This is a genomic window from Streptomyces sp. NPDC088147 (genome assembly GCF_044741565.1).
Taxonomy (GTDB): domain Bacteria; phylum Actinomycetota; class Actinomycetes; order Streptomycetales; family Streptomycetaceae; genus Streptomyces.
On sequence record NZ_JBIUSY010000001.1, the window covers coordinates 1036087 to 1062739 of the forward strand.

The window sequence follows — 26653 nt, forward strand, 5'->3', positions numbered from 1 at the left end:
AGTCGGTCGCTTCCCTCAGATCCCGTGCCGGACCGTGGGGGTCACTTCACGTTGATGGCGGTCCAGGCGGCGCCGACCGCCTTGTACTCGGCGCTGGTCGTGCCGTACAGGGCGCCCGCGGCGCTCAGCGTCGCGGTGCGCGCCTTCGCGTAGTTGGTGGAGGACGTCATGTACGTGGTCAGCGCCTTGTACCAGATCTGCGTGGCCTTGTCGCGGCCGATGCCGGTGACGGTGGAGCCGTCGTACGTGGGGCTGTTGTAGCTCACGCCGTTGACCGTCTTCGCGCCGCTGCCCTCGGACAGCAGGTAGAAGAAGTGGTTGGCCGGGCCCGAGGAGTAGTGGACGTCGATGTTGCCCAGGGTGGACGACCAGTAGTCCTTCGACGCGCCGTCCTTGCTCGGCTTGTCCTGGTAGCGCAGCGGCGTGCCGTCACCGTTGATGTTGATCTTCTCGCCGATGAGGTAGTCGCCCGGGTCGCTCGCGGTGTTCGAGTAGAACTCGACCGCGGTGGCGAAGATGTCGGAGGTCGCCTCGTTGAGACCGCCGGACTCACCGCTGTAGGTGAGGTTGGCGGTGGCGGCGGTGACGCCGTGGCTCATCTCGTGCGCGGCCACGTCCAGCGAGGTGAGCGGGTTGGCGTTGCCCGAGCCGTCGCCGTAGGTCATGCAGAAGCAGCTGTCGCTCCAGAACGCGTTCACATAGTTGTTGCCGTAGTGGACGCGGGAGTAGGAGCCGACCCCGTTGTTCTTGATGCCGTTGCGGCCCAGCACGTTCTTGAAGAAGTCCCAGGTCTCGGCCGCGCCGTAGTGCGCGTCCACGGCGGCGGTCTGCCGGCCGCCGGACCAGACGTCGTCGGCGTCGGTGAAGAGCGTGCCGGTGCCCGAGGTGCCCTGGTTCAGGTCGTACGTCTTGTGGCCGCCGCGAGCGCCGTCGGTGAGGTTGTAGGTGGTGCCGCTCTTGGTGGTGCCGAGCGTCACCGAGCCGTTGTACTTGCCGGTGCCGGTGCCGGCCTCGATGGCCTCGTCGGTGAAGAGCTGCTTGCCGGTGGCCGCGTCGGTGACGACGTGCAGCTCGCTCGGGGTGCCGTCGGGCTGGACGCCCTTGACGACGGTCTCCCAGGCCAGCACGGGCTTGCCGGTCGCGGCCCAGATCACCTTGCGGGGCGCGGTGTCCGCCGCGGCCTTGGCGGTCTTCTCCGCCGAAGCGGCCTTCAGCGCGCTCGACTTCGCGGTGGCCGCGGGGAGTTCGGCGGCGGTGGAGGGCACGGCTATTCGGGCCGTGGTCGCCTTGGTCACGCTGCGCGCGCCGGCCGGGGCCGCGTGGACGACGAGGTCGCCGCCGAGGACGGGCAGGCCCGCGTAGGTCCGCTCGTAACGGGTGTGGACGGTTCCGTCGGCGTCCTTGATGACGTCCCGGACGACGAGCTTCTCCTGGGCGCCGAGGCCGAGGACACCGGCCTCGCTCGCGGCGTCCGCCTGGGCGGACTTGATGGCGTCGACGCGCTGGGCCGGGCTGAGCTCCAGAGCTGTGGCGCCGCTCTCCCGGGTGGGGTCGGGCTGGGCGGCGGCCGGTCCCGACTGGACGCCGACGACCACCATGGCGGCGGAGGCGACCAGGGCGGCGACACGGACGACGTTCGTGCGGGAGGTGTGCGTGCGGGGGGTGGAAGCTACGAGTCTCACTCAGTCTCCAAGAGTGCCGGGCCGTCGGTAACGGCCCTGTGTGGGGAAGCGGCGGCCATGGATGGACCGTCGCCCGATGGTGCTGAGCTGTGCGCGTGCCGTGAACAGGCTCACCGCGTGATCCACCCGCGCTGAGCCGTCCAGAGAGTGACATCGATCGGACTCGTAGGAACAGATCAGATACCAGGATTTGACCTTGTGTTGTCAATTCAGTGCGGCATACAGACATCAATCGGTCGCATGGACGGTGGAGTTGACAGCGGGAGGGCCCCGCGCCGGGGAGGCGCGGGACCCTCCGTGAGCAATCGGTCGTACGCCCCGAAAAGCCGCCGCTATTCGAAGAGATCGGCGTACGAGCCGAGGGCCAGCGCGATGTCGGCCTGCGCCCAGAAGCGGTGGTACGTGAAGGTCGGCGCGGCCCCGCCGTTCAGATACGCCTCGACCTTCGACCAGGCCGGGTCGTCCTCGTAGAAGGACCGGATCGACGCGAAGGTGGAACTCCCGTCGATCGTGTCGCCGTTGGGCATGGTGCCGGTCCAGCCGCTCGGTACGTGGACCGGGTCGTCGAAGCGGCTGTAGTCGGCGCGGGTCTCCGGGACCGCGATCCCCAGCGCGTCCCTGTGGTGGTCCCACATCCCGTCGAGGAGCGCCTTCGCGGTGGTCCTGGCCGCCGCGTTGCCGGACTTCGCGGCGTAGTAGGAGAGGGTCTTGGCGTACGCGGCGGCCACCCCGACGTCATTGGTGTAGTCGGCGACGGTCACATGCAGACCGGTGTTGGCGCCGGGCGTGGTGGCGTTCCAGGTGTCGGGCTTGCCGGACCACTGGAGGGTCGACGGGATCCGGTACGTACCGTCGGGGTTGACGGTGGTCTTGGACAGGGCCCAGGCGACCCACTTGTCCAGCACGGCCTTGGCGGCGCTGTCGCCGGTCTGGTGGTAGTACTCCGCGACCCGCTCCATGGACCACGCCTGGAAGCCGAACCACTGGTTGGACGGCGGGTCGTGGTAGACGGGCGCCTCGTCGTAGTACATGCCGTAGAAGGTCGGGGTGCCGGCCGGGGGCTGCGCGTACCGGCCCTGCCAGCTGTTGGTGGCGCCGCCCGCGATGCCGCCCTCGGCGGACTGGAGCCAGCGGTAGAACTCCACCTGCCGTTTGAGGCTGGTGTTCCAGTCCTGCTGTCCGGTGGCGGACGCGGGCTTGAGATCGGCGTACGAACTCAGCGCCCAGGCCGCCATCGGGTTCTGGTACCCGCTGTGGCTGAAACTGGAGCCGATGCGCCAGGCCCAGCCGGCCGAGGCATCGGTGGCACCGCCCCAGGCGTAGTACCAGGAGAGCAGGTAGTGCGAGCTGTTCTTGCCGCTGCCCGCCGGGCAGGCCGTCTCGCCCACACAGCCGCCGACCTTCTTGAAGTACTTGTCGTACATCGCGTAGCGGAGGTAGTCCCCCATCTTGGCCGCCTTGGCGACATTGGCCGCGACCTCGCCGCCCTTGCCCTGCTCCTTGGCCCACTCCGACGCCCAGTAGGCGGCCTGGATGGCGCGGGCGTCGGCGTCCGGCGCGTTGGTGAACTTCCACTGCTTCGCGTAGGAGGCGTCCCCGGTGAACAGGTCCAGATAGCCGTTCCTGCCGCCGTACTTGAAGGCGTCGCAGGTCGGCTGGGTCACGGTCTCCCAGACGGACTCCTGCGGTCCGCGCTGGAAGGTGTTGATGTACGAGGGGCCCTGATCGGCCGGTCCCGCCTCGCACTTCCCCGGCGAGTTGCCGAAGCCGTAGACGTTGTCGACGTCCTGGATCCAGTGCATGCCATAGATGTCATCGGTGCCGTAGGCGCTCTTCAGCTCGCCGGCCAGGGGGTCGTTGCCGACCGCGACATTGCCGTTGAGCTGCGAGGGGTACTGCGAGGGCAGATCCCACTCGGGGGCGTAGGTGGCCGGTTTCGACGCGTTGTAGAAGCTGTTCGTGGGCTGATCGGCGTGGGTGGGGATCATGTACTTCTCCATGGTGGCCCACGCGCCGTTGAACTTGCTCCAGTCGCCGGTGACCTTGCCGTACATGGCCTGGAGCCAGATCAGATAGCTGTACGCCTCGGAGGTCGTCTCGTGGCCCTGGTCGGGCGCCTCGACGATCAGGGTCTCCACCGAGTGGTACGGGATGCCCTCGGGCGAGAAGTAGCCGGCCGCCGGGTCGGTGATCTTGCCGTACAGATCGAGGAACCGCGCGTTGTAGGTGCCGGCCGCGGCCAGCTGGGTGACGGTCACCTCGGCCTTGGTCTGGCCGGGCGCGGTCGCGGTGAAGGTGGCGGCGCCGGTGCCGGTGGCCGCGGCGGAGACGGTCACCTGCTGGGCGGTGTTCCAGTTGGCGCCGGTGAAGGTGAGGGTGGAGCCGGAGGTGAGGGTGAGGCCGGTGTTGCCCGCGGTACGGGCCACGGTGACCGTCACATCGGCGGCGGGCCGGGTGGAGAGCTTCACCCCGAAGGTGCCGGTCCTGCCCTGCTGTACGCCGAGTTGGGCGGGGCTCGCGACCAGTGACGGGCCCGCGGCGACCCGTACGCCGACCGGGGTGGACTCCGCCGCGGCGCCCTGGCCGTCGTATGCCTTCGCGTAGAGCGAGAGATCGCCCGCGGGGACATCCGCGTAGTCGAAGGTGTACGGGGAGGAGGTGTCCGTGCCGAGCAGCCGGGTGTCGCTGTAGAACTCGACCTTGGAGATCCCGGCTCCGTCGGCGGCTACGGCGGTGGCGGCCATCGGGATGGTGCCGCCCGCGGTGAACACCGCGCCGGGCGCCGGACTGGTCAGCACGGTGAGGGGCGGCTGATGCGCGCCCGTGCAGCGCACGCCGTTGACGGTGAAGACGGTGGGCGCGGTGTTGGCGCCGCTGTAGGTGAAGTTGGCACCGGCGGTCGCCGCGGCTCCCGGGGCGATCCGCGCGTTGTGCGCGGCGTTCGTGACGGTGACGGTCTTGCCGGACTGGCTCCAGCCGCCGTTCCAGCCGTTGGTGAGCTTCTGGTCCCCGGAGTGGTCGTAGCCGAGTGTCCAGCCGTCGATGGGATCCGTACCGCGATTGGTGATCGTGAGGTCGGCCGTGAAGCCGGTGCCCCAGTCATTGGTCTTGTAGTCGACACCGCACTGGACGGCCGCGGCGTGCGCGGGGGTGCCGTTGACCGCGGTGAGACCCAGCGGCAGGGAGAGGGCGGCGGCCAGCGCGGTGAGCAGGCGCCGGACTCCGCGCCGCCTGACCCGGCGCGGTCGCGTTTCACACGGCCGGCCTTCACCCGGCAGGACTCCACGTGGTGTGCCGGATCTTCCGGGTGGCGGTGGTGCCCCTGGCGGTGAACCTCGTAAGCCGGGCATGGGGTGGTCCTCCTCGCGGTCCGGTGCGGGTGGTGTGGGGGTGCGAACCAGTGGGAGCGCTCCCAAGCGTTGAGCGGGACCGTGGACCTGTCAAGAGTTTGAACGCGACGCATGTCCGGGCGAGTTGTCAGATAAAAGAATTCAACTGGGCTGTTGACTCAGGCGACTTCGGCGCTACCGTCGGAAGCCAACCAGTGGGAGCGCTTCCATCAGTCATACGCCGTGTCAGGCGGCGTATCGGCCATCGAGGAGTCGCTCCATGCGAGCACCACCGCGCCTCACCGCACTGCTGGCCGCCGCGGCCCTGGCCGTGGCGGGCACCGCTCTCGCACCGCAGCCGACCGCGTCGGGAACCGCGGCCGGCTGCACCGTCGCCTACAGCACCACCGGTCAGTGGGACAGTGGCTTCCAGGGCGCTGTCACGGTCACCAACAACGGGTCACCCGTCGAGAACTGGACACTCACCTTCGACTTCCCCGGAAGTCAGAAGGTGGTCCAGGGCTGGAACGGGAAGTGGTCGCAGTCCGGGAAGACCGTGACCGCCGTCAACGAGAGCTGGAACGGGAAGATCGCCACCGGCGGCTCGCTCAGCGCCGGGTTCATCGCCTCCTGGTCCGGGTCCAATCCGGCGCCCACCGCGTTCAGGCTCAACGGCGTGGCGTGCGACGGCGGTCCGGGACCGGGTGACCCCTCCGATCCGCCGACCGACCCGCCGACGGATCCGCCGACCGATCCGCCGGGACCGGGTGGCATTCCACCGAAGCTGCGCGCCTCGGGCAACAAACTGGTCGACGAGAACGGCACGACCCGCCGCATGCTCGGCGTGAACCGCTCCGGCGGCGAGTTCGCGTGTATCCAGGGCTACGGCATCTTCGACGGTCCGGTGGACGACGCGTCGGTGCGGGCCATCGCCGACTGGAAGGTCAACACCGTACGGATACCGCTCAACGAGGAGTGCTGGCTCGGCCTCGCACATGTGAAGCCGGAGTACGCCGGCGCGAACTACATCGCCGCGGTCAGGCAGTTCGTAACCAGGCTGGAGGCGCACGGGATCACTCCGGTCGTCGAACTGCACTGGACCCACGGCAGATACACGGGCGGTGACAGCCACTGCCCGGACACCGAGTACGCGACCTGCCAGAAGCCGATGCCGAACGCACGGTACACACCGGCCTTCTGGACCTCGGTCGCGCAGACCTTCAAGGACGACCCGGCGGTGGTCTTCGACCTCTTCAACGAGCCGTTCCCGGACCGGGCCACCGGTGATACCGACGCGGCCTGGACCTGCTGGCGCGACGGCGGCAACTGCCCGGGGATCGATTTCGAGGTGGCCGGGATGCAGTCGCTGGTGAACGCGGTACGGGCCACCGGCGCCCAGAACCTGGTGCTGATCCCCGGCATCGCCTACTCCAACGACATGCGGCAGTGGCTGACGTACCGGCCCGCCGACCCGGCGGGCAATCTGGCCGCCGCCTGGCACACGTACAACTTCAACGTCTGCGCGAGCGAGAGCTGCTGGAACGAACAGCTCGCGCCGGTGGCCGCCGAAGTGCCCTTCGTGGCGGGCGAGATCGGCGAGAACACCTGCTCGCACGGCTATATCGACCGGGTCATGGCCTGGCTCGACAGCCATGGCGCCTCGTATCTCGGGTGGACCTGGAACACCTGGGACTGCTCCTCGGGACCCGCTCTGATCAGCGACTACAACGGCACGCCCACCAGTTTCGGCGCAGGACTCCGTGACCATCTGAAGGGACTCTCATGAGCCGCACCACCACTCCTCCGCGACGTACACGAGGCGCGGCGCTCGCCGCGTTCGCGCTCGTCGCCGCCGCCGCCGGTACCGCGACCGCGCTGGACGCGCCCGCCGGTGCCGCCGCGGCCGGCTGCACCGTCGACTACCGGATCCAGACCGCCTGGAACGGCGGCTTCTCGGCCAATGTCAATGTGACCAACACCGGCGAGGCGATCAGCTCCTGGAAGCTGGAGTGGAGCTTCGCCGGTGACCAGAAGGTGACACAGGGCTGGAACTCCACGATCACCCAGAGCGGTACGGCCGTCGCCGCCGCCAATGTGGCGTGGAACGGCGCGCTGGCGAGCGGCGCCTCGGCGTCCTTCGGTTTCAACGCCTCGGCCACCGGGTCCAACGCGGTCCCCGCCGTCTTCAAGCTCAACGGTGTCACCTGCAACGCCCCCGGTGGCGGCGGTCCGACGGATCCGCCGACCGACCCGCCGACCGACCCGCCCGCCGGCGCCAAGGTCGACAACCCGTACGCGAACGCCGGGGTGTACGTGAACCCGGAGTGGTCCGCGAAGGCAGCGGCCGAACCCGGCGGCAGCAAGGTCTCCAACCAGCCGACCGGTGTGTGGCTGGACCGGATCGCGGCCATCGAGGGTGTCGGCGCGGGCATGGGGCTGCGCGACCACCTCGACGAGGCGCTGCGGCAGGCCGCGGGCAGGCCGTTCGTCGTCCAGCTCGTGATCTACAACCTGCCGGGCCGTGACTGCGCCGCGCTCGCCTCCAACGGGGAGCTGGGCCCGACGGAGATCGGCCGTTATCAGAGCGAGTACATCGATCCGATCGCCGCCATTCTCGCCGACAGCAAGTACGCCGGCCTGCGGATCGTGACGACCGTCGAGATCGACTCGCTGCCCAATCTGGTCACCAATGTCACGCCGCGGCCGACCGTCACCCCGCAGTGTGACGTGATGAAGGCGAACGGCAACTACATCAAGGGCGTCGGTTACGCGCTCAACCACCTCGGCGCCATCCCCAACGTCTACAACTACGTCGACGCGGGCCACCACGGCTGGATCGGCTGGGACGACAACTTCAACGCCTCGGCGCAGGTCTTCAAGCAGGCCGCGACCGCCGAGGGCAGCACGCTCGACAAGGTGCACGGCTTCATCGTCAACACCGCCAACTACGGCGCGCTCAAGGAGAACAACTTCACCATCAACGACAACATCGCCGGCAAGTCGGTCCGCGAGTCGAAGTGGGTGGACTGGAACCGCTACGTCGATGAGCAGTCGTTCGCCCAGGCGTTCCGGCAGGAGCTGGTGGGCGTCGGCTTCCCGTCGGGCATCGGGATGCTGATCGACACCTCGCGCAACGGCTGGGGCGGTTCGGCGCGGCCCGGCGGTCCCGGCCCGCAGACCAGCGTGGACACCTATGTGGACGGCGGGCGCTACGACCGCCGGATCCACCTGGGCAACTGGTGCAACCAGTCCGGTGCCGGACTGGGCGAGCGGCCGAAGGCGGCGCCCGCCGCCGGGATCGACGCGTACGTGTGGATGAAGCCCCCGGGCGAGTCGGACGGCGCGAGCAAGGAGATCCCGAACAACCAGGGCAAGGGCTTCGACCGGATGTGCGACCCGACGTACACCGGCAATCCCCGGAACAACAACAACATGTCCGGTGCGCTGCCGAACGCGCCACTGTCCGGTGACTGGTTCTCCGCGCAGTTCCAGGAGCTGCTGAAGAACGCGAACCCGGCGCTGTAGAGCGTGTCGCCGGTGCCGGCCGCCATAGGCGCGGCAGCCGCTCCGAGCGGCCGTGGCCGGCAGTGGGGGCCAGGTGTGGGACCGGCGGGGAATCCCTACGGGGAGCCGGTCCCACACCGCCCATATAGCCCCCTTATACCGTTTCGCCAGGAAAGGAGGAAAATAACAGGAGAACAACTCATGGAGGCGAACGATGACACAGACCCGCTACACCCAGGACCGCGGTCTGACCACCCGCATGGTGACCACCATGTTCCTGATCGGCCTGCTGTACGTGGTCCTGGTCGGTGTGCTGCTGGCCGTGCTGGGGAAGTTCTGGCCGGTCATCCTGATCCTCGTCGGAGGTCTGTTCATCGCGCAGTTCTGGTTCAGCGACAAGATCGCGGCCTTCGGCATGGGCGCGCGCGAGGTCACCCCCGAGCAGGCACCCGAGCTGCACGGAGCCGTCGACCGGATCTGCGCGCTGGCCGATATGCCCAAACCCAAGGTGGCGATCGCGCGGAGTGACATACCGAACGCCTTCGCCACCGGCCGGAGCGAACGCAGCGCACTGGTCTGTGCCACCACCGGCCTGCTCCGCAGGCTGGAGCCGGAGGAGCTGGAGGGTGTCCTCGCCCATGAGATGTCGCATGTCGCGCACCGCGATGTCGCCGTGATGACCATCGCCTCGTTCCTGGGCGTGCTCGCGGGTCTGATCACCCGGATCGCGCTCTACAGCGGGCTGTCCAGGAGCGCCAGGAACGCCGGCCCCGCGGGGATCGCGATTCTGCTGATTCCGCTGGTCAGCGCGGTGGTGTACGCGATCGGCTTCCTGCTGACCCGGCTGCTGTCCCGTTACCGCGAGCTCTCCGCCGACCGTACGGCCGCGCTGCTCACCGGCCGGCCCTCGGCGCTCGCCTCCGCGCTGACCAAGGTGAGCGGCCAGATGGCGCGGATCCCCACGGAGGACCTGCGGAAGGCGGAGCCGTACAACGCGTTCTACTTCGTGCCCGCGTTCTCCTCGAAGGAGAGCCTGGGGCGGCTGCTCGCCTCGCACCCGACGCTGGAGCAGCGGCTGGACCAGCTCGCCCGTATCTCCGCCGAACTCGCCCGCCCGTAAGTCCGCCGGTAAGCCCGCCCGTAAGTCCGGCCGTCACGCCTTACGGCCGCAAGCGCGGCCGTAGGGACGATGAGCGTCCGCCATCGCAGCCATCTCGCCGCTGTCCCGTACATCTCTGTCGACACCGTCCCCTCCCCCTCGTCACTGTGAGGAGCTGGTCCTGTGGGCCTTCTCGACGCCATCCTCGGCCGGAGCAAACCGGTCCGCCCCGATCTCGACCAGCTTTTCGCCCTCCCGTCCGCCGCGCTCACCCTCCAGGCCGGGGCCGGATACACCCCCACCGGCCTCGGCTCGGTCTGTTTCGCGGGCGTCGAGGGCGGTGGTTTCGCCCGGATCCGGCAGGACGTGCGCGAACTGCTCGACGCGGACACCGGCCAGGACAGCCGCCCGGTGGAGTTCAGCCAGGACTCGTACGGCTACACCTGGCTGCTCGCGCGGCGGGCGCCGGACGACACGGCCACCCTGGTGAACGATCTGCACGCGGTGAACACGCTGCTGGAGGAGGGCGGATTCGGCCCTCAGCTGCTCTGCTCACTGCTCAGTTTCCGGGATACCGAGCACCGGCCCCTCGCGCTCGTCTATCTCTACAAGCGCGGCAGCTTCTACCCCTTCGCGCCTCTGCCCGGCACCGCCGAGAAACGCGACAATCAGCGGGAACTCCAGGTCAGAGCGGTGCTCGGGGACGATCTGCGGATCGAGCCCGATCTCGCGCGCTGGTTCCCCGTCTGGGGTGCGCCGGGGCTCTGACCGACTCGTCGCGGGGCCGCGACCGGACCCGTTGTCAGTGGTGGACGGCAGGATGAAGGACATGACGACGACTTCCACCCCCGTCTTCGACGCCGCCGCGTACGCGCAGGCGGTCGACCACGCGGCCAAGGCCGCCGCCGCGTACTACGCGAGCGGCGAGAGCTCCCTGGACGACGACGCGTACGACCGGCTGGTGCGCGGAATCGCGGCGTACGAGCAGGTGCATCCCGATGAGGTGCTGGCGCATTCGCCGACCGGGAAGGTGGCGGGCGGCGCCGCGAGCGGCGACGTTCCGCACACGATACCGATGCTGTCGCTGGACAATGTCTTCTCGGCCGAGCAGTTCACGGCGTGGGCCGCGTCGCTGGAGCGCCGTCTCGGCAGACCGGTGGAAGCCTGGAGCGTGGAGCCGAAGCTCGACGGGCTGGCGGTGGCCGCGCGGTACGAGAACGGCGAGCTGGCGCGGTTGATCACCCGGGGCGACGGCACCGCGGGCGAGGACGTCTCGCATGCCATCGGGACGGTCACGGGCCTGCCGGGGCGGCTCTCCGAGCCGGTCACCCTGGAGGTGCGCGGCGAGGTCCTGATGACCAGCGAGCAGTTCGAGCGGGCGAACACGGTCCGTACGGCGCACGGCGCGACCCCCTTCGCCAACCCCCGCAGCGGTGCGGCCGGGACCCTGCGGGCCAAGGACCGTCCGTACCAGGTGGAGACGGCCTTCTTCTGCTACGGGGCGCTGCCGCTGCCCGCCACCCCAGGCCCGCTGAGCGAGGACCTCACGCGGTGGCCGCACAGCGAGGTGCTGGAGTACGTGGCCGGTCTGGGCGTCACCACCGCGGCGGGCACGGCGGTGCCGCCGCGCGCGGTGTCCACGGTGGACGAGGTGCGGACCGGGATCGCCGAGATCGCCGCGCTGCGGGCCGAGCTGCCGTTCGGCATAGACGGCATCGTCGTCAAGGCCGATCTGGCCGAGGACCAGCGCGAGGCGGGCTCGGGCTCGCGGGCCCCGCGCTGGGCGATCGCGTACAAGCTGGCGGCCGTCGAGAAGATCACCCGGCTGCTGGACGTGGAGTGGAACGTCGGGCGGACGGGGATCGTCGCGCCCCGGGCCGTGCTGGAGCCGGTGGAGATCGACGGCTCCACCGTCACCTACGCCACGCTGCACAATCCGGCGGACATCACCCGGCGCGATCTGCGGATCGGTGACCAGGTGATGGTCTACAAGGCAGGGGACATCATTCCGCGAATCGAGGCACCCGTCGCCCATCTGCGGACCGGCGAGGAGCGTCCGATCGTCTTTCCCGAGAGCTGCCCGCAGTGCGGATCGGAGATCGACACCGGCGAGCAGCGCTGGCGCTGTGTCCGGGGCCGCGACTGCCATGTGGTCGCGTCCCTCTCGTACGCGGTCGGGCGCGACCAGCTCGATATCGAGGGCCTGGGCGCCACGCGTGTCGTCCAGCTCGTCGACGCCGGTCTGGTACGGGACTTCGCCGATCTGTTCGCGCTGCGGCGCGAGCAGCTCCTCGCTCTGGAGCGGATGGGCGAGACCAGCACCGACAATCTGCTCGCGGCCATCGAGGGGGCGAAGCGGCAGCCGCTGGCCCGGGTGCTCGCCGCGCTCGGGGTGCGGGGCACCGGCCGCTCCATGTCCCGTCGGATCGCCCGGCACTTCGCCACCATGGACCGCGTCAGATCGGCCGACGCCGAGGAGATCCAGCGGGTCGACGGCATCGGTACGGAGAAGGCCCCCGTGATCGTCGCGGAACTCACCGAGCTGGCTCCGCTGATCGACAAACTCGTCGCCGCGGGCGTCAACATGACCGAACCGGGCGCCACCGAGCCGCCCTTGGCGTCGTCGGAGGAGGACGGCGCAGGGCCCGAGCGAACGGGCGGCGACGCCGCTTCCGGCGCCGGTCCGCTGGACTCCATGACCGTCGTGGTGACCGGCGCCATGACCGGGCCGCTGGCCAAGCTCTCCCGCAACGAGATGAACGAGCTGATAGAGCGGGCCGGTGGCACGTCCTCGTCCGGCGTCTCCAAGCGCACCACGCTCCTGGTCGCCGGCGAGAAGGCCGGTTCCAAGCGGACCAAGGCGGAGGCGCTGGGGATACGTATCGCCACGCCCGAGGAGTTCGCCGAGCTGGTGGCCGGTCTGCTCGAAGACGCCTGACGGCCGCACGCCCCGCTATCCGGCGTACGGCAGCGGGGCGAGTCCGGCGATCCCCGGGTCGACGGTGAACACGGCGCCCGCGGCCGGGTCGTCGCCGTCCACGAGGCCCTGCCGCGAGGTGGTGACGAACAGCCGGCGATAGTCACCGCCGCCGAACGAACAGGCGCTGACCTGGCGCGCGTTGACCTCGACCACCTCGTCCAGGGTGCCGTCGGCGGCGTAGCGGCGGACGGCGGAGCCGCCCCACAGCGCGACCCACACTCCCCCTTCGGCGTCCACGGTCAGACCGTCGGGGGAGCCGTCGCCCGGGTCGACGGCGACCCAGGGCTCGGGGGTGGAGAACTGTCCGGTCGACGGATCGGTCGTGATCCGGGCGATGGTCTGCGTGGGGGTGTCGACGTAGTAGGCGAAGTCACCGTCCGGGGCCCACGCGAGGCCGTTGGAGATGGTGACCCCGGTGTGGACGAGAGAGGTGGCACCGTCGGGGGTGAGGCGGTGGACGGAACCGGCACCGGGGCGGGCGTCGTACGCCATGGAACCGCAGTAGAAGTTTCCGGCCGGATCGCAGGCACCGTCGTTCATCCGGACCGTGGGGTCGGTCCACAGCTCGTCGCCGGCGGTGACCGTGCCGTCCTCGGCCACCAGGACGAAGCCCCGCTCGACGGCCGCGACCACACCGCCGGAGCTCCGGGGCCGCCAGGCCGCCGCGATTGCGCCGAGGTGCCACCGTTCGTACGCACCGCCGCCGTCGGCTTCGGTGTCGAAGGTGAGCAGGTCGCCGGCCAGCAGGTCGACGATCCTCAGCCGGCCGGCGCCGGGGTCCCAGCCGGGCCCCTCGCCGTGATGGGTGACGACCCCGGTCCACTGCTCGGCGCGCATGGCGGCCCCTCTCGTCTCAGCCTTCCGGAGGCCCGGGGCGCCCCCGGCGGCTCCGCTCACGCTCGCACGCATGCTACGGGCGTGTCCGCGACGTACCGGCGTCCGCCCTCTCGGGACGGCAGCGGTGGCCGGTCAGAGGAAATGGCCGCTGGCGAGGTAAGGCGCCGGGACGGGCATCCCACGGACGGCGATATAGCCTTCCTGCCCGATGTCGAGACGGGCGGCCAGGCCGACATCGATCGCCCACTCGTTCGGTGTGGTGATGCAGTTGACCAGGGTTTCGCCTCGCGACGAGGCCAGGGCTTCCCACAGCAGCTTCTGTGCGGTCTCCGGCTGCGCGGCGGCGAGCAGCGCGGCCTGCCCGCGGTCGTCGAGGTAGACGTATCCCGGCTTCGTCGTGTCCCGGGACACGACCAGCCGCATGGTGCCGAGCATGTAGCCGTGGTCGGGGCCGTGGCCCGCCCCACGCAGGTTCCGGTCCAGCCGGTCCATCCACTCGAAGTCGTCGGCCCGGCCCTCCCGCAGGCCGTCCACCGGGGGGAGTGTGGACCGGTCGACGGTGCCGACCATCCGCATCTGCGGGTGGAGGGAGAATCCCGCCAGCCTGTACCGGCGGGTGGCTCCCGCGTGGACACTGGAGGAGAAGATGCCGGGGCGCCCGTCGGCATGGTCGAGGGCGGCGTCCATCAGGCGCTTCCCGAGGCCCTGGGCCTGATGGCCCGGCAGTACGCCGTAGGTCGCCAGGAACCACAGAGGGCCGCGGTTCTGGGACATGGCGAATCCGACGACTTCCCCGGCACCGGTGTCCTCCTTCACCGCGACCCAGCACCCTCCCGGGTCGACGCTCAGGAAGAAGCGCATCCGGTCGATCCAGTGCTTCGAGGCGACCGCGGAGCGCGGCTCGACTTCCGGATCGCTGACCCGCCTGGTGCTCCGTTCCGCGTCGAGGAACGTCAACGCCGATGCCCGTTCCGCCGAGGCGAGATCGTCCGCACACATCAGCCTGACCTGTACAGGGTCCATGGTTTCAGCGTAGTGATCAGCGAGTCCGGGCCGCATCCGGTTATCCCGTGTCTGTGGGGCGGTGGACTCTACGGCTCTTACGACCGTCTCGCTGAGACCCTTGCTTCATGACAGCTGGGAACGAGGCGACAGACAGGGACAGCGAAGCGCTGGTCGGCGGCATGGTGAACGCGGGGGCGGTCTTCCGCCGTGGTGCCCTGGTGGAACGGCCGGCGCCGCGCACAGCGCGCGCCCTTCACACCCACCTCCGCGCGCTCCAAGAGCACGGCTTCGACGCGGCTCCGACCCCGGTCCGTCTCACCGAGGACGGCCGCGAGCAGCTGACCTTCATCCCCGGCGACGTCGCCCTCCCGCCGTTTCCGCGCTGGGTGATGACAGAGACCGCGCTGAGATCGGTGGGCAGCCTGCTGCGGCGCCTGCACGACGCCTGCACGGCCATCGGGGTCGACGCAGGCGCCGCGTGGCCTCGGGACCTGGCCGACCCGGAGGGAGGAACGATGCTGTGCCACAACGACATCTGCCCGGACAATGTCGTCTTTCGCGACGGCCGCGCCGCGGCCCTGATCGATTTCGACCTGGCGGCCCCCGGTCGGCCCCTGTGGGATGTCGCCATGACCGCCCGCTACTGGGTGCCCATGCTCGACCCCGCGTCCGCGGCGGCCCTCTATCCCACCGGGCTGGACGCCCCGACGCGGCTGCGGATCCTCGCCGACAGCTACGGCCTCTCCCCGCGAGAACGCGCTGAGCTGCCCGGCGTCATCGAACAGGCCACCACATCCTGCCGGACCTTCGTCGCCGACCGTGTGGCCGAAGGCGACCCGGTCTACACACAGGCGCTGTCCGAGCGCGGTGGCTGGCAACGGTGGGACCGCATGCGGAGCTGGCTGGTGGCCCACCACGAGAGATTCCTGACCGCCCTGCTGGACTGACGCGGCGGCGCCTGGCTCAAGCGCACCACGGATCCACGTCCGGTGCCGACGGATCCACGTCCGGTGCCGACGGCAGCGCCGCCGGTCTCCCGGCGGCGCCACGCGGTGTGTGCGGTGTCCGGTTGCTACGGCTTGGGCAGGGTGCAGCCCGGACGGGTCAGGTCGATCTTGCTGCCGGTGCCGACGCACGCGACGATCCCGTAGGTCTCCTGGGCGTAGTTGATGCCCTGACGCACGGTCACCGTGCCGTTCTGGTCGACCTCGCACGGGTTGTTGACGGTGCAGCGGCCGCCGCTCTCATTGCCGGTGTTGTTGACGGCGACGACCTTGCCCGTGGTGTTGTCGATGACGGGCGAGCCCGAGGTGCCGCCGATCGTGTTGCACGCGGAGGTGTAGCGGACCGAGTCCTTCCAGGTCCAGCTCCCTTCCTTCAGCTGGTAGGCGAATCCATCGATGTTGCAGCTGTAGATCCGCTTCCAGTAGCCGGAGACGACCTTGATCGCGGTGCCCTGGACCGGGCGGGTGGCGTTGAGTTCCAGGGCCGATATCCCGTAGGAGCTCTGTATCTGCGCGTAGGTGCTGGTGAGTTGGTACAGCGACATATCCGTGTCGGTCATCGTCGCGTACGCGATCTTGCTGGCGCGCAGGGTCGCGACGCCGGTGCCCGCGGAGTTCAGCAGGCTGAAGGTACGGGTGGACGCGCGGTCCACGATGACCTGGCCGGCGGCGGGCATACCGCTCTCCAGGCAGTGGCCGTTGGACAGCACGAGTGCGGGGTCGCTCGGTTGCGAGGCGGGCGTACGGACAACGGAGCCGGAACAGTTGCTGAGTGCGACCGTTCCGGCGAAGTCGACCGCCTGGACCTTGGCTTGGGCGGTTGCCGTGGTCCCGGCGGCCTTCGTGGGCGCGCCCGCGTCATGGCTTGTGGCCATGGCGGGTGCCGCTCCCGCTCCGAGGAGCAGAACGGCGAGCAGCGCGCCGAGGAGAGGCTTTCTCATGTGGGGTCCCCTCTGTGACCGAAGTTCCTTCGGTTTTGTCATGGGCATTGTTGACGCATGTGTGGCAGCGGGCAACCATGCCTGGACGAGGCTCTCGTGGACCCCGGGGATTCCGGCCCCTGACATGACGGTGGGGGCGGCGCCGACCCGGCACCGCCCCCACCGTCATTCCCTTCAGTTGATCAGATCGTTCCCGGCCTTCACCGCGTCGGCCCCGGCCTTCACCGCGCCCTTCACAGCGCCCACCTTCTTGTCGACCTTGTTCCCGAGGACGCCTTCCACAACGGGCTGGGCCTTGGTGCCCACGGCCGCCGCGGTCTGCGCCGTGCTGCTGAGGGTGGAGCCGAATTCGACCGCCTGGGCGGCGGGGGCGACGGCGGCGAGCAGCGCGGAGCCTGCCGCGGCGGCGGTGAGAAATCGATACGCGTTCATGATCGGTGTAACGCGTGGCGGCGGTAGAGGACACGCGCCCCTCCACCGGCGGGGGCATGCCAGGGCCGGGACGCGGGGTACGGCCGGGGCGTGGGTGGCCGTGGGTACGGCCGGGGCGTGGTGGCCGTGGACGCGGCCCCTCGTCAGGCCGCCCCCGCCTCCGTACCCGTAGGCGTCCCCGTCCCCGCGAGCACCTCCGGGCGCAGCAGGGCCATCAGCCGGTCGGCAGGCAACAGCCCGCGTTCCAGGACCAGTTCGGCGACACCGCGCCCGGAGGCGAGGGCCTCCTTGGCGATCTCGGTCGCGGCGAGGTAGCCGATATGCGGGTTGAGTGCGGTGACGAGCCCGATGGAGTTCTCCACACTCGCGCGCAGGGTCTCGGTATTGGCGGTGATACCGGACACGCAGCGCTCCGCGAGCGTGACACAGGCGGCCCGCAGATGGGTGATGCTCTCCGAGAGGGAGTGCAGGATGATCGGTTCGAAGGCGTTGAGCTGGAGCTGCCCCGCCTCCGCCGCCATGGTGATGGTCACGTCGTTGCCGATCACCTCGAAGGCCACCTGGTTGACGACCTCGGGGATCACCGGGTTGACCTTGCCCGGCATGATGCTGGAACCCGCCTGTACCGGCGGCAGATTGATCTCCGCGAAGCCCGCCCGTGGTCCCGAGGAGAGCAGTCGCAGATCGTTGCAGCTCTTGGAGAGCTTGACCGCGATGCGCTTGAGCACACCGGAGAGATGGACGAAGGCGCCGCAGTCCTGGGTGGCCTCGACGAGATTGGCCGCGGTGACCAGGGGCAGCCCGGTGATGGCGGCGAGATGGCGGCGGGCGGCCTCCGCGTAGCCTGCCGGGGCGTTGAGCCCGGTGCCGATGGCGGTCGCGCCGAGGTTGATCTCATGGACGAGGCAGACGGCCTCGGCGAGCCGGCATTCGTCCTCCTCCAGCATCACCGCGTACGCGGAGAACTCCTGGCCGAGGGTCATCGGCACCGCGTCCTGGAGCTGGGTCCGGCCCATCTTGAGGATCTCGCGGAACTCCTCGGCCTTGGCCGCGAACGCCTCGCGCAGGACGGTCATCGCGTCGAGCAGTTCCCGTACGGCGATGATCGTGGCGACATTGACGGCGGTCGGATAGACGTCGTTCGTCGACTGGCTGAGGTTGACGTCCTCGTTCGGGTGCAGTTCCTGGTAGTCGCCCTTGGTGTGGCCGAGGATCTCCAGCGCCCGGTTGGCGATGACCTCGTTGGCGTTCATATTGGTCGACGTACCGGCGCCGCCCTGGATCACGTCCACGACGAACTGGTCGTGCAGCAGGCCCTCGTTCCTGATCTCCCGGCAGGCGGCGGCGATGGCGTCGGCCTTCTCGGCGGTGAGCAGCCCGAGGTCCTGGTTGGCGCGGGCCGCGGCTTCCTTGACGGCGGCGAGCGCGTTGATCAGATGGGGGTAGGCGGCGATCGGCGTACCGGTGATGGGGAAGTTCTCCGAGGCGCGCAGGGTGTGAACTCCCCAGTACGCGTCGGCGGGTATGTCGCGGTCGCCCAGCAGATCGTGTTCGCGGCGGTGGCCGGCAGTCATGTCGCGGGTCCTTCGTGAGAGCTGAGGGTGGGTGTCCCGTGGCGGCGGGACGGCGGAAGGAGAGACGGCGGGGAAGCGAAATCGTAGGAAGGCGGAACGGGGAAGCGGCGGAACGGTGTTACGCGGCGGACGGCGCGGGCGGGACCACACCGGCCGACGGGGCGAAGAAGGGGGCCAGGGCACCTGCCGCACGCAGGGTTCCGACCTCCTGTCCGCCCCCGATGACCGGCGCACGGTCGAATCCGGCGAGGATCTCCGGGTCGATCCCGCACCTGACGAGGGCCGCGGCGGTCACCGGCATCCTGGCGCGGTCGGCGCCGTCGGCGATCTTCACACCGACGGCCCGCCCGTCCGGCAGCGCCACGATCTGTACGCCCTCGAACCCGTCCTTGGCGAGCAGTCCCGGGACCGCGCGCATCAGCCGGGCGACATCCCGGCCGCTGCCGGAGACCATCTCCGGGTGCTCGCGCATGGCGTGCGCGACCCGGCCCTCGTCCGTGCCGGGCGCGGCCGTCGCGATCCGGGCTGCGGCCCGGGTGAGACCGCGCAGGGAGACGGCGAAGAGCGGCGCGCCGCACCCGTCGACCGTCACCCGTGCGATGGCCTGCCCGGTCAGCTCCTCGACCGTCGAGGCGATCTCCCGCTGGAGCGGATGCCCGGGGTCGAGATAGTTCTCCAGCGGCCAGCCCCTGGCCTTGGCCGTCATCAGCATGGCGGCGTGCTTGCCCGAGCAGTTCTGGGCGAGCCGGCTGGGGCCGCGTCCGGCGCGGATCCACTCGTCCCGCACCGCCGGGTCGTACGGCAGATCGGGCACGTTGCGCAGGTCGTCCTCGGTCAGGCCCGCGCCGTCCAGGATGCGCCGGGCCGTGGCGAGATGGAGTTCCTCGCCGGAGTGGCTGGCCGCGGTGAGGGCCAGCGACTCGCTGTCGAGCGCCGGCAGTCCGGCGCGCAGCAGTCCGACCGCCTGGACAGGCTTGAGCGCCGAGCGCGGGTAGAACGCGGCCTCGATGTCGCCCGCGCGGAACTCCACACTGCCGTCTGCCGCGAGGACGACGACCGAGCCGTGGTGGACGCCCTCGATGACGCCTCCCCGTACGACATGCGCGACGGGGACATGGGCCGGCTCACGGACGGCGGGGGGCGCTCCCGGTACGGCGGGCTCTCCCGGTAGGAGGGGCTGCGCGGGGCGCGCGGGGCGTGACGGGGTGGCCCCCGCCGGTGTGGAGTCGCTCATGATCAGCTCTCGTTGTCGTTCTTGGTGCCGGGGGAAGTCCCGGTGTCAGAGGGAGTCCCGGTCCCGGCCGAGGTCCCGGCAGCGGTCCCGGCCGCGGTTTCCCGTACGGTCCCGACCCGGCCCCGTACCAGGAACCAGCCCACGACCAGCGCCGCCCCGATCGCGGGCAGGGACAGGACGGTCGTACGTCCCGCGCCGCCGTCGGCGTACATCAGGACCAGCACCGACGCGAGGAAGACCAGCGTGACGATCTCGGTCCACGGCGAGCCGGGGAGCCGGTAGCCGGGGCGTACGAGCAGCCCGGCCCGCGTCTTCCGCCAGAAGAGGAGATGACAGACCATGATCATGGCCCAGGTGCTGAGGATGCCGAGCGCGGCGAAGTTCAGCACGATCTCGAACGCCTCGCTCGGTACGACGTAGTTGAGGCCGACGCCCAGCACACAGATCGAGGAGGTCAGCAGAATGCCCCCGTACGGCACCTGACTGCGGCTCATCACGCCGGTGAACTTCGGCGCCGACCCCGACATCGCCATCGAACGCAGGATGCGGCCGGTGGAGTAGAGCCCGGAGTTGAGGCTCGACATCGCGGCGGTGAGGACGACGAGGTTCATCACCCCGCCGGCCGCCGGCACGCCGATATTGGACAGCACGGTCACGAACGGGCTCTCGCGGGCGGAGTACGCATCCCAGGGCAGCAGCATCGTGAGCAGCACGACCGAGCCGACGTAGAAGAGGGCCACGCGCCACATGATGGAGTTGATCGCCTTGGGCATGATCTTCTCCGGGTGCGCGGTCTCGCCCGCCGTGACACCCACGAGTTCGACGGAGGCGTAGGCGAAGACAACGCCCTGGATGACCAGCAGCATCGGGAGCATCCCGGCCGGGAAGAGGCCGCCGTTGTCGGTGATCAGCGAGGGACCGGGGGTGTGGCCGTCGACCGGTTGCTGGGTGACCAGCAGGAAGATGCCGATCAGCATGAAGAGGACCAGCGCACCGACCTTGATGATCGCGAACCAGAACTCCAGTTCGCCGAAGATCTTCACGGAGATGAGGTTCACGGTCAGTACGACCGCGAGCGCGATCAGGGCGATCACCCACTGCGGGACATCGGTGAACATGCCCCAGTAGTGGGTGTAGGTCGCCACCGCCGTGATGTCGGCGATTCCGGTGGTCGCCCAGTTCAGGAAGTACATCCAGCCCGCGACGAACGCCCCTTTCTCGCCGAGGAATTCACGGGCGTACGAGACGAACGCCCCGGAGGACGGCCGGTGCAGCACCAGCTCTCCGAGGGCACGCACCACGAGGAAGGCGAAGACGCCGCAGACGGCGTAGGCCACGGCCAGCGAGGGCCCGGCGTCGGCGAGCCTGCCGCCCGCGCCGAGGAACAGCCCGGTGCCGATGGCCCCGCCGATGGCGATCATGTTGATGTGGCGCGACTTCAGGGACTTGCTGTATCCGGCGTCACCGGCGTCGATGTGCGCGGCACGGTCCGGCGCGCGTTCGTCGCCCGCTGGCAGCGGCTTCTGGAGGGACGGTTCACTCACGCCGGGTCTTCGCCTTCTGTGGGGGGAACCGCACGCCGCGGCGAGCGCACGATGGTGGTCAGCGTCGACTCGACGCGGGCCAGATGGTGGGTCATGGCTTCCACGGCGTCGCGCTCGGAACGGTCGACGAGCGCGTCGACGATCGCCTGGTGTTCCCGATTCGACTGCTCGCGCCGCCCGCCCAGATCGTTGAGGAACGCCGACTGGCGGGCCAGCGCGTCACGGATCTCCTCGATGACTCTCCGGAAGACGGGGTTCTGGGCGGCCCGCGCGACTGCGAGATGGAAGAGGGTGTCCATCGCCACCCACGCTGTGGTGTCGGTCTCCCGTTCCATCCGCTCCTGTAGATGCGCGAGATGGTCGAGGTCCTCGGGGGTGCGGCGGAGCGCCGCGTACCCGGCCACCGGGATCTCCACATGGCGGCGCACTTCGAGGAGGTCGCTCGCCGAGTAGTCACCGAAGGTCGGGTCCTCGACCGGGCCGTGGGACACGACGAAGGTGCCCTTGCCGGTGCGCGAGACCGTGAGCCCCATGGTCTGGAGCGCGCGCAGCGCCTCCCGGAGCACCGGTCTGCTCACTTCCAGGCGGCGGCAGAGCTCCGCCTCGGAGGGGAGCTTGTCCCCCACGGCGTACTCACCACGCTCGATGGCACCGCGCAGATGACCGAGCACCGCTTCCAGGGCGCTGATCCGCTTGGGCGCCTCACCAGCTGTCTGGCTGTCTGACAGGTTCACCCGCGCATCCTGAACCCCCGGGGAGATCGCTGTCAAGAACGCCATTCACCAAAGGGAACGGCGAAGGGGACGCCGAACGGACGGCGAAAGGGACAGGGAAGGGACAGGGAAGGGACAGGGAAGGGACAGGGAAGGGACAGGGAACGAAGGCCGGACACGCGGGTGAACCACCCGTCCCGCGGCGAGGGGCCGGGTGATCACCGATCCACCGCGCCCTCAGTGCGGGACGGCGGCCAGGGCCTCCCGTACGGCGCCGAGCAGCGCCTCGTCGTCCGGCTCGGCACTCGCCCAGGCCACATGACCGTCGGGGCGGATGAGTGCGGCGCGCACACCGGACCAGTCGGGGTGCGGCGCGGAGAGGGGCGCGCTGTGGACGGTGAGCCGGCGGACGGGGGCGGCGGCGAGTCGATCACATTCGCCGGTGGAACCGCCGGTGAAACCGCCGGTGAGGTCGCCGGTGAGATCGCCGGTGAGGTCGAGCAGGACGTGACGGCCGTTCCGGAGCAGGGCGAACAGCCCCGTCCCCGGACCGCCGTCTCCCCCGGCGAGTGCCAGATCCGGGGCCCGGCGGCCGGTGAGCGCATGCCCCGGAACGGACGGCGCGGGCGGATACGCGACGGCGAGCCCGGAGACGCGTTCGGCGAGGTCCCTGGAGAACTCGGGCCGGGTGGCGATCAGCGTGCTGAGGACCGCGCGCAGCGCCTGCCCCTCCGGGGTGAAGGCGGTCATGAGCGCGGTCTGCGCCCGTGTGCTCTCCAGCAGATCCGCGCCGACCGGATGCCGTTCGTCGTGGTAACTGTCCAGAAGACTGCCGGGCGCCCCGCCCGCGACCACGGCGGCCAGCTTCCAGCCGAGGTTGGTGGCGTCCTGGACACCGACGTTGAGGCCCACTCCCCCGGTCGGGAAGTGCATGTGCGCGGCGTCCCCCGCCAGCAGCACCCGCCCCGAGCGGTACCGCGCCGCCTGCCGGGTGGCGTTGCCGAACCGGGAGAGCCACACCGGATCGCGCATCCCGAAATCGTCGCCCGCGATCCGTACGACCTTGGCGCGCAGTTCCTCCAGGGTGAGCGCACCGGGCGGTTCGGCCCGGACGTCGTCGCGGGCGATGCCGACGAAGCGGTGGATCCCGCCCGGCAGCGGCACGGCCATCAGCCCGCCCTCGATCGTGGACACATTCAGCCCCGGCCCCTCCGGCGGGCTGTCCAGGACGACATCGCCGAGCCAGCCCCAGGTCGTGACGTCGGTGCCGGGGAAGCCGATGCCCGCCGCGTCGCGTACGACGCTCCGCGTTCCGTCGCAGCCGACGACGTAGGCCGCCCGCAGCTCGTACGGCCCCTCGGGCCCCTCGGCCCGGACGGACACCGAGTCCCGCTGCCGCAGGAGACCCGTGACCCGGTGCCCGCGCCGGATCCGCGCGCCGGCCGACAGCGCGTACTCCTCCAGCAGTTCTTCGGTACGGGCCTGGGGCAGCGCCAGCGTGAACGGGTACGGCGTGTCCAGCGCGCCGAAGTCCATCCGGTCGGTCAGTCCGCCGAAGTGGCCGCTGGGAATGCGTCCCCCTTCCGCGAGGAACGCCTCCGCCACACCGCGGGAGGCCAGGATCTCGAGGGTGCGCGGATGGACCGTGAGCGCCTTCGAGTGCGGGTTCCGCTCTTCCCTGGTCTCCAGGACGGTGACGGACGCCCCGCCGAGGCGCAGCTCCGCCGCCAGCCAGAGCCCGACCGGACCGGCTCCGACCACGACGACCTGTTCCCCGCCCGAGTCCACACCCCCACCCGCGTCCGCGTTCCCGCCCGAGTCCGCGTCCTCACTCATGCCCACGTCCCTGCGCATGCCCACGTCCATGCCGATGCCTCCGTGCCGTCCACCTTGGTCACTGACCAATGACACAGGACAGTAGACTAGGTCAGTGACCAAAAGGCAATCGGATCAGCCCTCACGGCCCCGGCTCGATCCGGAAACGGTGGTACGGGCGGCACTGGAACTGCTGGACGACAAGGGCGCGGAGGCGGTGTCGATCCGTGGCATCGCGGAGCGGCTCGGCGTCAGGATGAACACCGTCCTCTGGCACGCCAAGACCAAGGCCCGGCTGCTGGAACTGATGGCGGACGCGATCGTCGGCGGGGTGCCTCTGGACGATCTGCCCGAGCCCTGGGAGGAGCGGGTCCGCGAACTCTGCCACCGCTACCGTCGTGGTCTGCTGGCACACCGCGACGGCGCCGCCGTCGTGTCCGGCACCTACAGCGCGGAACCCGCCACCCTCCGCTTCGCCGAGACCATGGTCGAGGCACTGCTCGGCACGGGTCTGCCCGAGCGCGAGGCGGCCTGGGCGTGCTGGACGCTGGTCTACTTCGTCCTGGGACTGTCCCAGGAGGAACAGGCGGCTCCGGAGTCGGTCGGCCACGGCCTCGGCCGCGCGCTCGTCCCCGGACACCACCCCTCATTGAGCCGGGTCGTGGCGCACTTCGAGGACACCTCCTTCGACGAGCGCTTCGACTACGGCCTCTCCCTGATCCTGCGGTCGCTGAGCGAACGGGCGGGCCGGCACGGCTGACCGGTGCGGCTGACCGGTGCGGCAGCCGTCAGAAGGGCCGGTCGCCCGCGATGGCGACGCGCTCGGCCACCCGGCGGTGCGGGGCGTAGTCGTTGACCGCGTAGTGCTGGGTGGCGCGGTTGTCCCAGAAGGCGATGTCCCCCGCCTGCCAGCGGAACCGCACCTGGTACTCGGGCACATGGGCCTGCTGGAACAGCAGGCGCAGCAACCGGTCGCTCTCCGCGCGCTCCAGCCCCACGATCCGGGTGGTGAAGGAGATGTTGACGAACAGCATCCGCCGCCCGGTCTCGGGATGGCGCCGGACGACGGGGTGCTCGACGGGCGGGAACAGCTCCTGGAACGGGGCGAGTTGGGCGGGCGAGGAGAAGCGCGCGAAGCCCGGGACGAAGTCGTGCACGGCGCGGGCGCCGTCGATACGGTCCTTCACGCCCTGGGGCAGGTTGTCGTACGCCGCCGCCATGTCGGCCCACATCGTGTCACCGCCGACCGGCGGCACCTCGCGCAGTTGCAGCACCGCGCCCAGCGCGGGCCGCTCGCGGAACGTCACATCCGCGTGCCAGACGTTCTCGAAGGAGGGCACCGCACTCCGGTCGAACCGGACCACCTCCGGGTCGTCTCCGGTGGCCAGCAGCGGATTGGTCTCCAACTCGCCCCAGTTGCGGGCGAAGGCGCGCTGCGCGTCGGACGACAGACGCTGTCCGCGGAAGAAGAGCACCTTCCACTCCAGCAACGCCCGGTTGAGCTCCTCGCGTACGGCGGGCGTCGGCGGGAGGGACAGGTCGAGCCCGCGGATCTCGGCACCGATGATCCGTCCCCGCGGGACGACGTCGAAGAGTTCGTACGGCCGGTCCTCCCACCCCTCCGGGAGGCGGCGCAGCGTACGGGGGCCTTCGTACAGGCCGTCGGCGGGTATGCGGTGATCACGCAGTACGGGTGACACGGACGGACCGGACTCGGCGGAAGGACCGGACTCGGCGGACGCGGCGGTAGGGACGGTGATGGTCACGGGTCTCCTCTGGGGGAACGGCGGCAGGCATCACGCGGGGCGGTTCGGCGGAGGCGGGACCCCGGAGCGGACGGGCCCGTCGACAACGGGCCGGTGGGGCTACGGGTGGTGTCGCGGATCAGCGACAGGAACGGGCCGGGGGAGATCCCACCCGGCCGCGGCGACGCAGAAAGCTGTGGCCGCGGGGCGTGCACTCACCGTGGGGGCCGCTGTGGCGCGGCTCCTCTGCACGGAAGTTCGAGTACGTACCCATGGCAGGCACCGTACCTCAGATCGCCCGGCGGAACGCGGCGAGGAGGTCCCTCGTCCGGCCCGCGGACTCCGCGTGGGCCACCATCCGGTCCATGACCTGCATATGTTCGGTGACCTCGGCGTCCTGATCGAGATAGAGAGCGCCGGTCAGATATTCGATGTACACCATGTCGGGCACTTCAGCCATATCAAAGCGGAACAGTACGAACGGACTGTAGGTGCCGGGGTGATGGCCCGCGGCGAACTCGGCTATCTGGATCGTCACATTGGGCAGTTCCGTCGCCTCCAACAGCCGGTCGATCTGTGCCCGCATCACCGCCGACGAGCCGACGGGTCTGCGCAGTACCGTTTCGTCCAGGACGACCCAGAGCGCCGGCGCGTCGGCGCGGGTCAGCAGCGCCTGGCGCCGTTTGCGCAGCGCGACATGGCGTTCGATCCTGCCGGGGTCGGTCATCCGGCCCAGGGCGCCCGCGGTCAGGACCTCACGGGCGTAGTCCTCCGTCTGGAGCAGTCCGGGCACGAAGTGCGGTTCGTAGGAGCGGATGGTCGTGGCGGCCTCTTCGAGGCTCACGTATCCGCTGAACCAGTCCGGGAGTATGTCGTAGAACCGCTGCCACCAGCCCGGTTCGTTCGCCTCGTCCGCCAGCCGCAGGAACATCTCGGCCTCGTCGGCGGGCACGCCGTAGGCGGGCAGCAGGATCTGCACGTAAGGGATCTTGAGTGAGACCTCGGCCGTCTCCATCCGGCGGACGGTGGCGGCGGTGACGCGCAGCAGCTTGCCCGCCTGCTCCCGGCTCAGGCCCGCGCCCTCGCGCAGGGTCTGCAACTGCTTGCTGAGGACGAGTTGGCCGATCGTCGGCGCGGAGCGCGGTTCGCTCACGTCCCACCTCTACGCACCACAGCACCCCCCGAGCGCCACCGTTACGTCGGGCAGTCTGCCAC

Annotated in this window: 20 protein-coding genes; 7 read left to right on the forward strand and 13 right to left on the reverse strand. The window is 70.1% G+C overall.

From position 1 onward, the window contains the following. Positions 1-41: 41 nt before the first annotated feature. Together ACIOGX_RS03715 and ACIOGX_RS03720 are read right to left on the reverse strand one after the other, a co-directional pair. The gene (locus ACIOGX_RS03715; RefSeq protein ID WP_383963758.1) at positions 42-1598 is read right to left on the reverse strand and encodes a M4 family metallopeptidase; all 1557 of its coding nucleotides are present in this window, start codon (positions 1596-1598) and stop codon (positions 42-44) included. Between the two features lie 416 nt (positions 1599-2014). After that, positions 2015-5032, reverse strand: coding sequence for a glycoside hydrolase family 48 protein (locus ACIOGX_RS03720; protein ID WP_401909977.1), 3018 nt, complete (start codon positions 5030-5032; stop codon positions 2015-2017). Positions 5033-5291: 259 nt separating this feature from the next. On the opposite strand from ACIOGX_RS03720, the gene ACIOGX_RS03725 reads away from it, so the two are divergent. The 5 genes from ACIOGX_RS03725 to ligA all read left to right on the forward strand — a co-directional run bounded on the left by ACIOGX_RS03725 (position 5292) and on the right by ligA (position 12552). Continuing rightward, complete coding sequence (locus tag ACIOGX_RS03725; RefSeq protein WP_401909980.1) at positions 5292-6797, forward strand: cellulase family glycosylhydrolase; 1506 nt, start codon at positions 5292-5294, stop codon at positions 6795-6797. After that, positions 6794-8536, forward strand: coding sequence for a glycoside hydrolase family 6 protein (locus tag ACIOGX_RS03730; RefSeq protein ID WP_401909982.1), 1743 nt, complete (start codon positions 6794-6796; stop codon positions 8534-8536). Before ACIOGX_RS03725 ends, ACIOGX_RS03730 begins: the two co-directional genes overlap by 4 nt. 193 nt (positions 8537-8729) lie before the next feature. Next, positions 8730-9635, forward strand: coding sequence for a zinc metalloprotease HtpX (gene htpX, locus ACIOGX_RS03735; protein ID WP_129767679.1), 906 nt, complete (start codon positions 8730-8732; stop codon positions 9633-9635). 162 nt (positions 9636-9797) lie between these two features. Further along, complete coding sequence (locus ACIOGX_RS03740; protein ID WP_356510582.1) at positions 9798-10382, forward strand: hypothetical protein; 585 nt, start codon at positions 9798-9800, stop codon at positions 10380-10382. A 52-nt stretch (positions 10383-10434) separates the two neighbouring features. Beyond that, a complete protein-coding gene (gene ligA / locus ACIOGX_RS03745; RefSeq protein WP_401909987.1) occupies positions 10435-12552 on the forward strand; it encodes an NAD-dependent DNA ligase LigA in 2118 nt (705 codons plus the stop codon). A gap of 15 nt (positions 12553-12567) precedes the next feature. On the opposite strand, the gene ACIOGX_RS03750 is transcribed toward ligA, so the two are convergent. After that, the gene (locus ACIOGX_RS03750) at positions 12568-13431 is read right to left on the reverse strand and encodes an SMP-30/gluconolactonase/LRE family protein (protein ID WP_401909990.1); all 864 of its coding nucleotides are present in this window, start codon (positions 13429-13431) and stop codon (positions 12568-12570) included. Positions 13432-13563: 132 nt separating this feature from the next. After that, entirely contained in the window at positions 13564-14454 is an 891-nt protein-coding gene (locus ACIOGX_RS03755; RefSeq protein WP_401909993.1) for a GNAT family N-acetyltransferase, read from the reverse strand. 107 nt (positions 14455-14561) lie between these two features. Between ACIOGX_RS03755 and ACIOGX_RS03760 the strand changes: the two genes are divergently transcribed. Next, positions 14562-15383, forward strand: a complete 822-nt coding sequence (locus tag ACIOGX_RS03760; RefSeq protein ID WP_401909996.1) for a phosphotransferase — start codon at positions 14562-14564, stop codon at positions 15381-15383. Positions 15384-15508: 125 nt separating this feature from the next. On the opposite strand, the gene ACIOGX_RS03765 is transcribed toward ACIOGX_RS03760, so the two are convergent. The 7 genes from ACIOGX_RS03765 to ACIOGX_RS03795 all read right to left on the reverse strand — a co-directional run bounded on the left by ACIOGX_RS03765 (position 15509) and on the right by ACIOGX_RS03795 (position 23744). Continuing rightward, a complete protein-coding gene (locus tag ACIOGX_RS03765) occupies positions 15509-16381 on the reverse strand; it encodes a serine protease (protein ID WP_129767684.1) in 873 nt (290 codons plus the stop codon). Positions 16382-16555: 174 nt separating this feature from the next. Continuing rightward, positions 16556-16813 (reverse strand): hypothetical protein, encoded by a 258-nt coding sequence (locus tag ACIOGX_RS03770; protein ID WP_356510595.1) that lies wholly within the window; start codon positions 16811-16813, stop codon positions 16556-16558. Positions 16814-16956: 143 nt separating this feature from the next. Then, positions 16957-18387: an aspartate ammonia-lyase gene (aspA, locus tag ACIOGX_RS03775; RefSeq protein ID WP_356510597.1), complete on the reverse strand. Its 1431-nt coding sequence runs from the start codon at positions 18385-18387 to the stop codon at positions 16957-16959. 118 nt (positions 18388-18505) lie between these two features. After that, positions 18506-19621, reverse strand: coding sequence for an asparaginase (locus tag ACIOGX_RS03780; protein WP_401910001.1), 1116 nt, complete (start codon positions 19619-19621; stop codon positions 18506-18508). Between the two features lie 2 nt (positions 19622-19623). Then, positions 19624-21165: an amino acid permease gene (locus ACIOGX_RS03785; RefSeq protein WP_401759555.1), complete on the reverse strand. Its 1542-nt coding sequence runs from the start codon at positions 21163-21165 to the stop codon at positions 19624-19626. Next, positions 21162-21899 carry a FadR/GntR family transcriptional regulator gene (locus ACIOGX_RS03790; protein WP_129767687.1) on the reverse strand — a complete coding sequence of 246 codons (738 nt, stop codon included), beginning with the start codon at positions 21897-21899 and terminating at the stop codon, positions 21162-21164. The genes ACIOGX_RS03785 and ACIOGX_RS03790 overlap by 4 nt, the downstream gene beginning before the upstream one ends. A 216-nt stretch (positions 21900-22115) precedes the next feature. Then, positions 22116-23744 carry an FAD-dependent monooxygenase gene (locus ACIOGX_RS03795; protein WP_401910004.1) on the reverse strand — a complete coding sequence of 543 codons (1629 nt, stop codon included), beginning with the start codon at positions 23742-23744 and terminating at the stop codon, positions 22116-22118. A gap of 64 nt (positions 23745-23808) precedes the next feature. Between ACIOGX_RS03795 and ACIOGX_RS03800 the strand changes: the two genes are divergently transcribed. Further along, entirely contained in the window at positions 23809-24453 is a 645-nt protein-coding gene (locus ACIOGX_RS03800) for a TetR/AcrR family transcriptional regulator C-terminal domain-containing protein (RefSeq protein WP_383963645.1), read from the forward strand. 28 nt (positions 24454-24481) lie between these two features. Here ACIOGX_RS03800 and ACIOGX_RS03805 read toward each other — a convergent pair whose 3' ends face one another. Beyond that, the gene (locus ACIOGX_RS03805; protein ID WP_356511109.1) at positions 24482-25393 is read right to left on the reverse strand and encodes a TauD/TfdA family dioxygenase; all 912 of its coding nucleotides are present in this window, start codon (positions 25391-25393) and stop codon (positions 24482-24484) included. A 334-nt stretch (positions 25394-25727) separates the two neighbouring features. Then, positions 25728-26591 carry a helix-turn-helix domain-containing protein gene (locus ACIOGX_RS03810; protein WP_401910006.1) on the reverse strand — a complete coding sequence of 288 codons (864 nt, stop codon included), beginning with the start codon at positions 26589-26591 and terminating at the stop codon, positions 25728-25730. Positions 26592-26653: the final 62 nt, after the last annotated feature.

Bases quoted from the DNA above. Each gene is read 5' to 3' on its own strand.
- ACIOGX_RS03715 (WP_383963758.1), bottom strand. From the start codon at position 1,598: ATGGTGGTCGTCGGCGTCCAGTCGGGACCGGCCGCCGCCCAGCCCGAC.
- ACIOGX_RS03720 (WP_401909977.1), bottom strand. From the start codon at position 5,032: ATGCCCGGCTTACGAGGTTCACCGCCAGGGGCACCACCGCCACCCGGA.
- ACIOGX_RS03725 (WP_401909980.1), top strand. From the start codon at position 5,292: ATGCGAGCACCACCGCGCCTCACCGCACTGCTGGCCGCCGCGGCCCTG.
- ACIOGX_RS03730 (WP_401909982.1), top strand. From the start codon at position 6,794: ATGAGCCGCACCACCACTCCTCCGCGACGTACACGAGGCGCGGCGCTC.
- htpX (WP_129767679.1), top strand. From the start codon at position 8,730: ATGACACAGACCCGCTACACCCAGGACCGCGGTCTGACCACCCGCATG.
- ligA (WP_401909987.1), top strand. From the start codon at position 10,435: ATGAAGGACATGACGACGACTTCCACCCCCGTCTTCGACGCCGCCGCG.
- ACIOGX_RS03750 (WP_401909990.1), bottom strand. From the start codon at position 13,431: ATGCGCGCCGAGCAGTGGACCGGGGTCGTCACCCATCACGGCGAGGGG.
- ACIOGX_RS03755 (WP_401909993.1), bottom strand. From the start codon at position 14,454: ATGGACCCTGTACAGGTCAGGCTGATGTGTGCGGACGATCTCGCCTCG.
- ACIOGX_RS03760 (WP_401909996.1), top strand. From the start codon at position 14,562: ATGACAGCTGGGAACGAGGCGACAGACAGGGACAGCGAAGCGCTGGTC.
- ACIOGX_RS03765 (WP_129767684.1), bottom strand. From the start codon at position 16,381: ATGAGAAAGCCTCTCCTCGGCGCGCTGCTCGCCGTTCTGCTCCTCGGA.
- ACIOGX_RS03770 (WP_356510595.1), bottom strand. From the start codon at position 16,813: ATGAACGCGTATCGATTTCTCACCGCCGCCGCGGCAGGCTCCGCGCTG.
- aspA (WP_356510597.1), bottom strand. From the start codon at position 18,387: ATGACTGCCGGCCACCGCCGCGAACACGATCTGCTGGGCGACCGCGAC.
- ACIOGX_RS03780 (WP_401910001.1), bottom strand. From the start codon at position 19,621: ATGAGCGACTCCACACCGGCGGGGGCCACCCCGTCACGCCCCGCGCGC.
- ACIOGX_RS03795 (WP_401910004.1), bottom strand. From the start codon at position 23,744: ATGGACGTGGGCATGCGCAGGGACGTGGGCATGAGTGAGGACGCGGAC.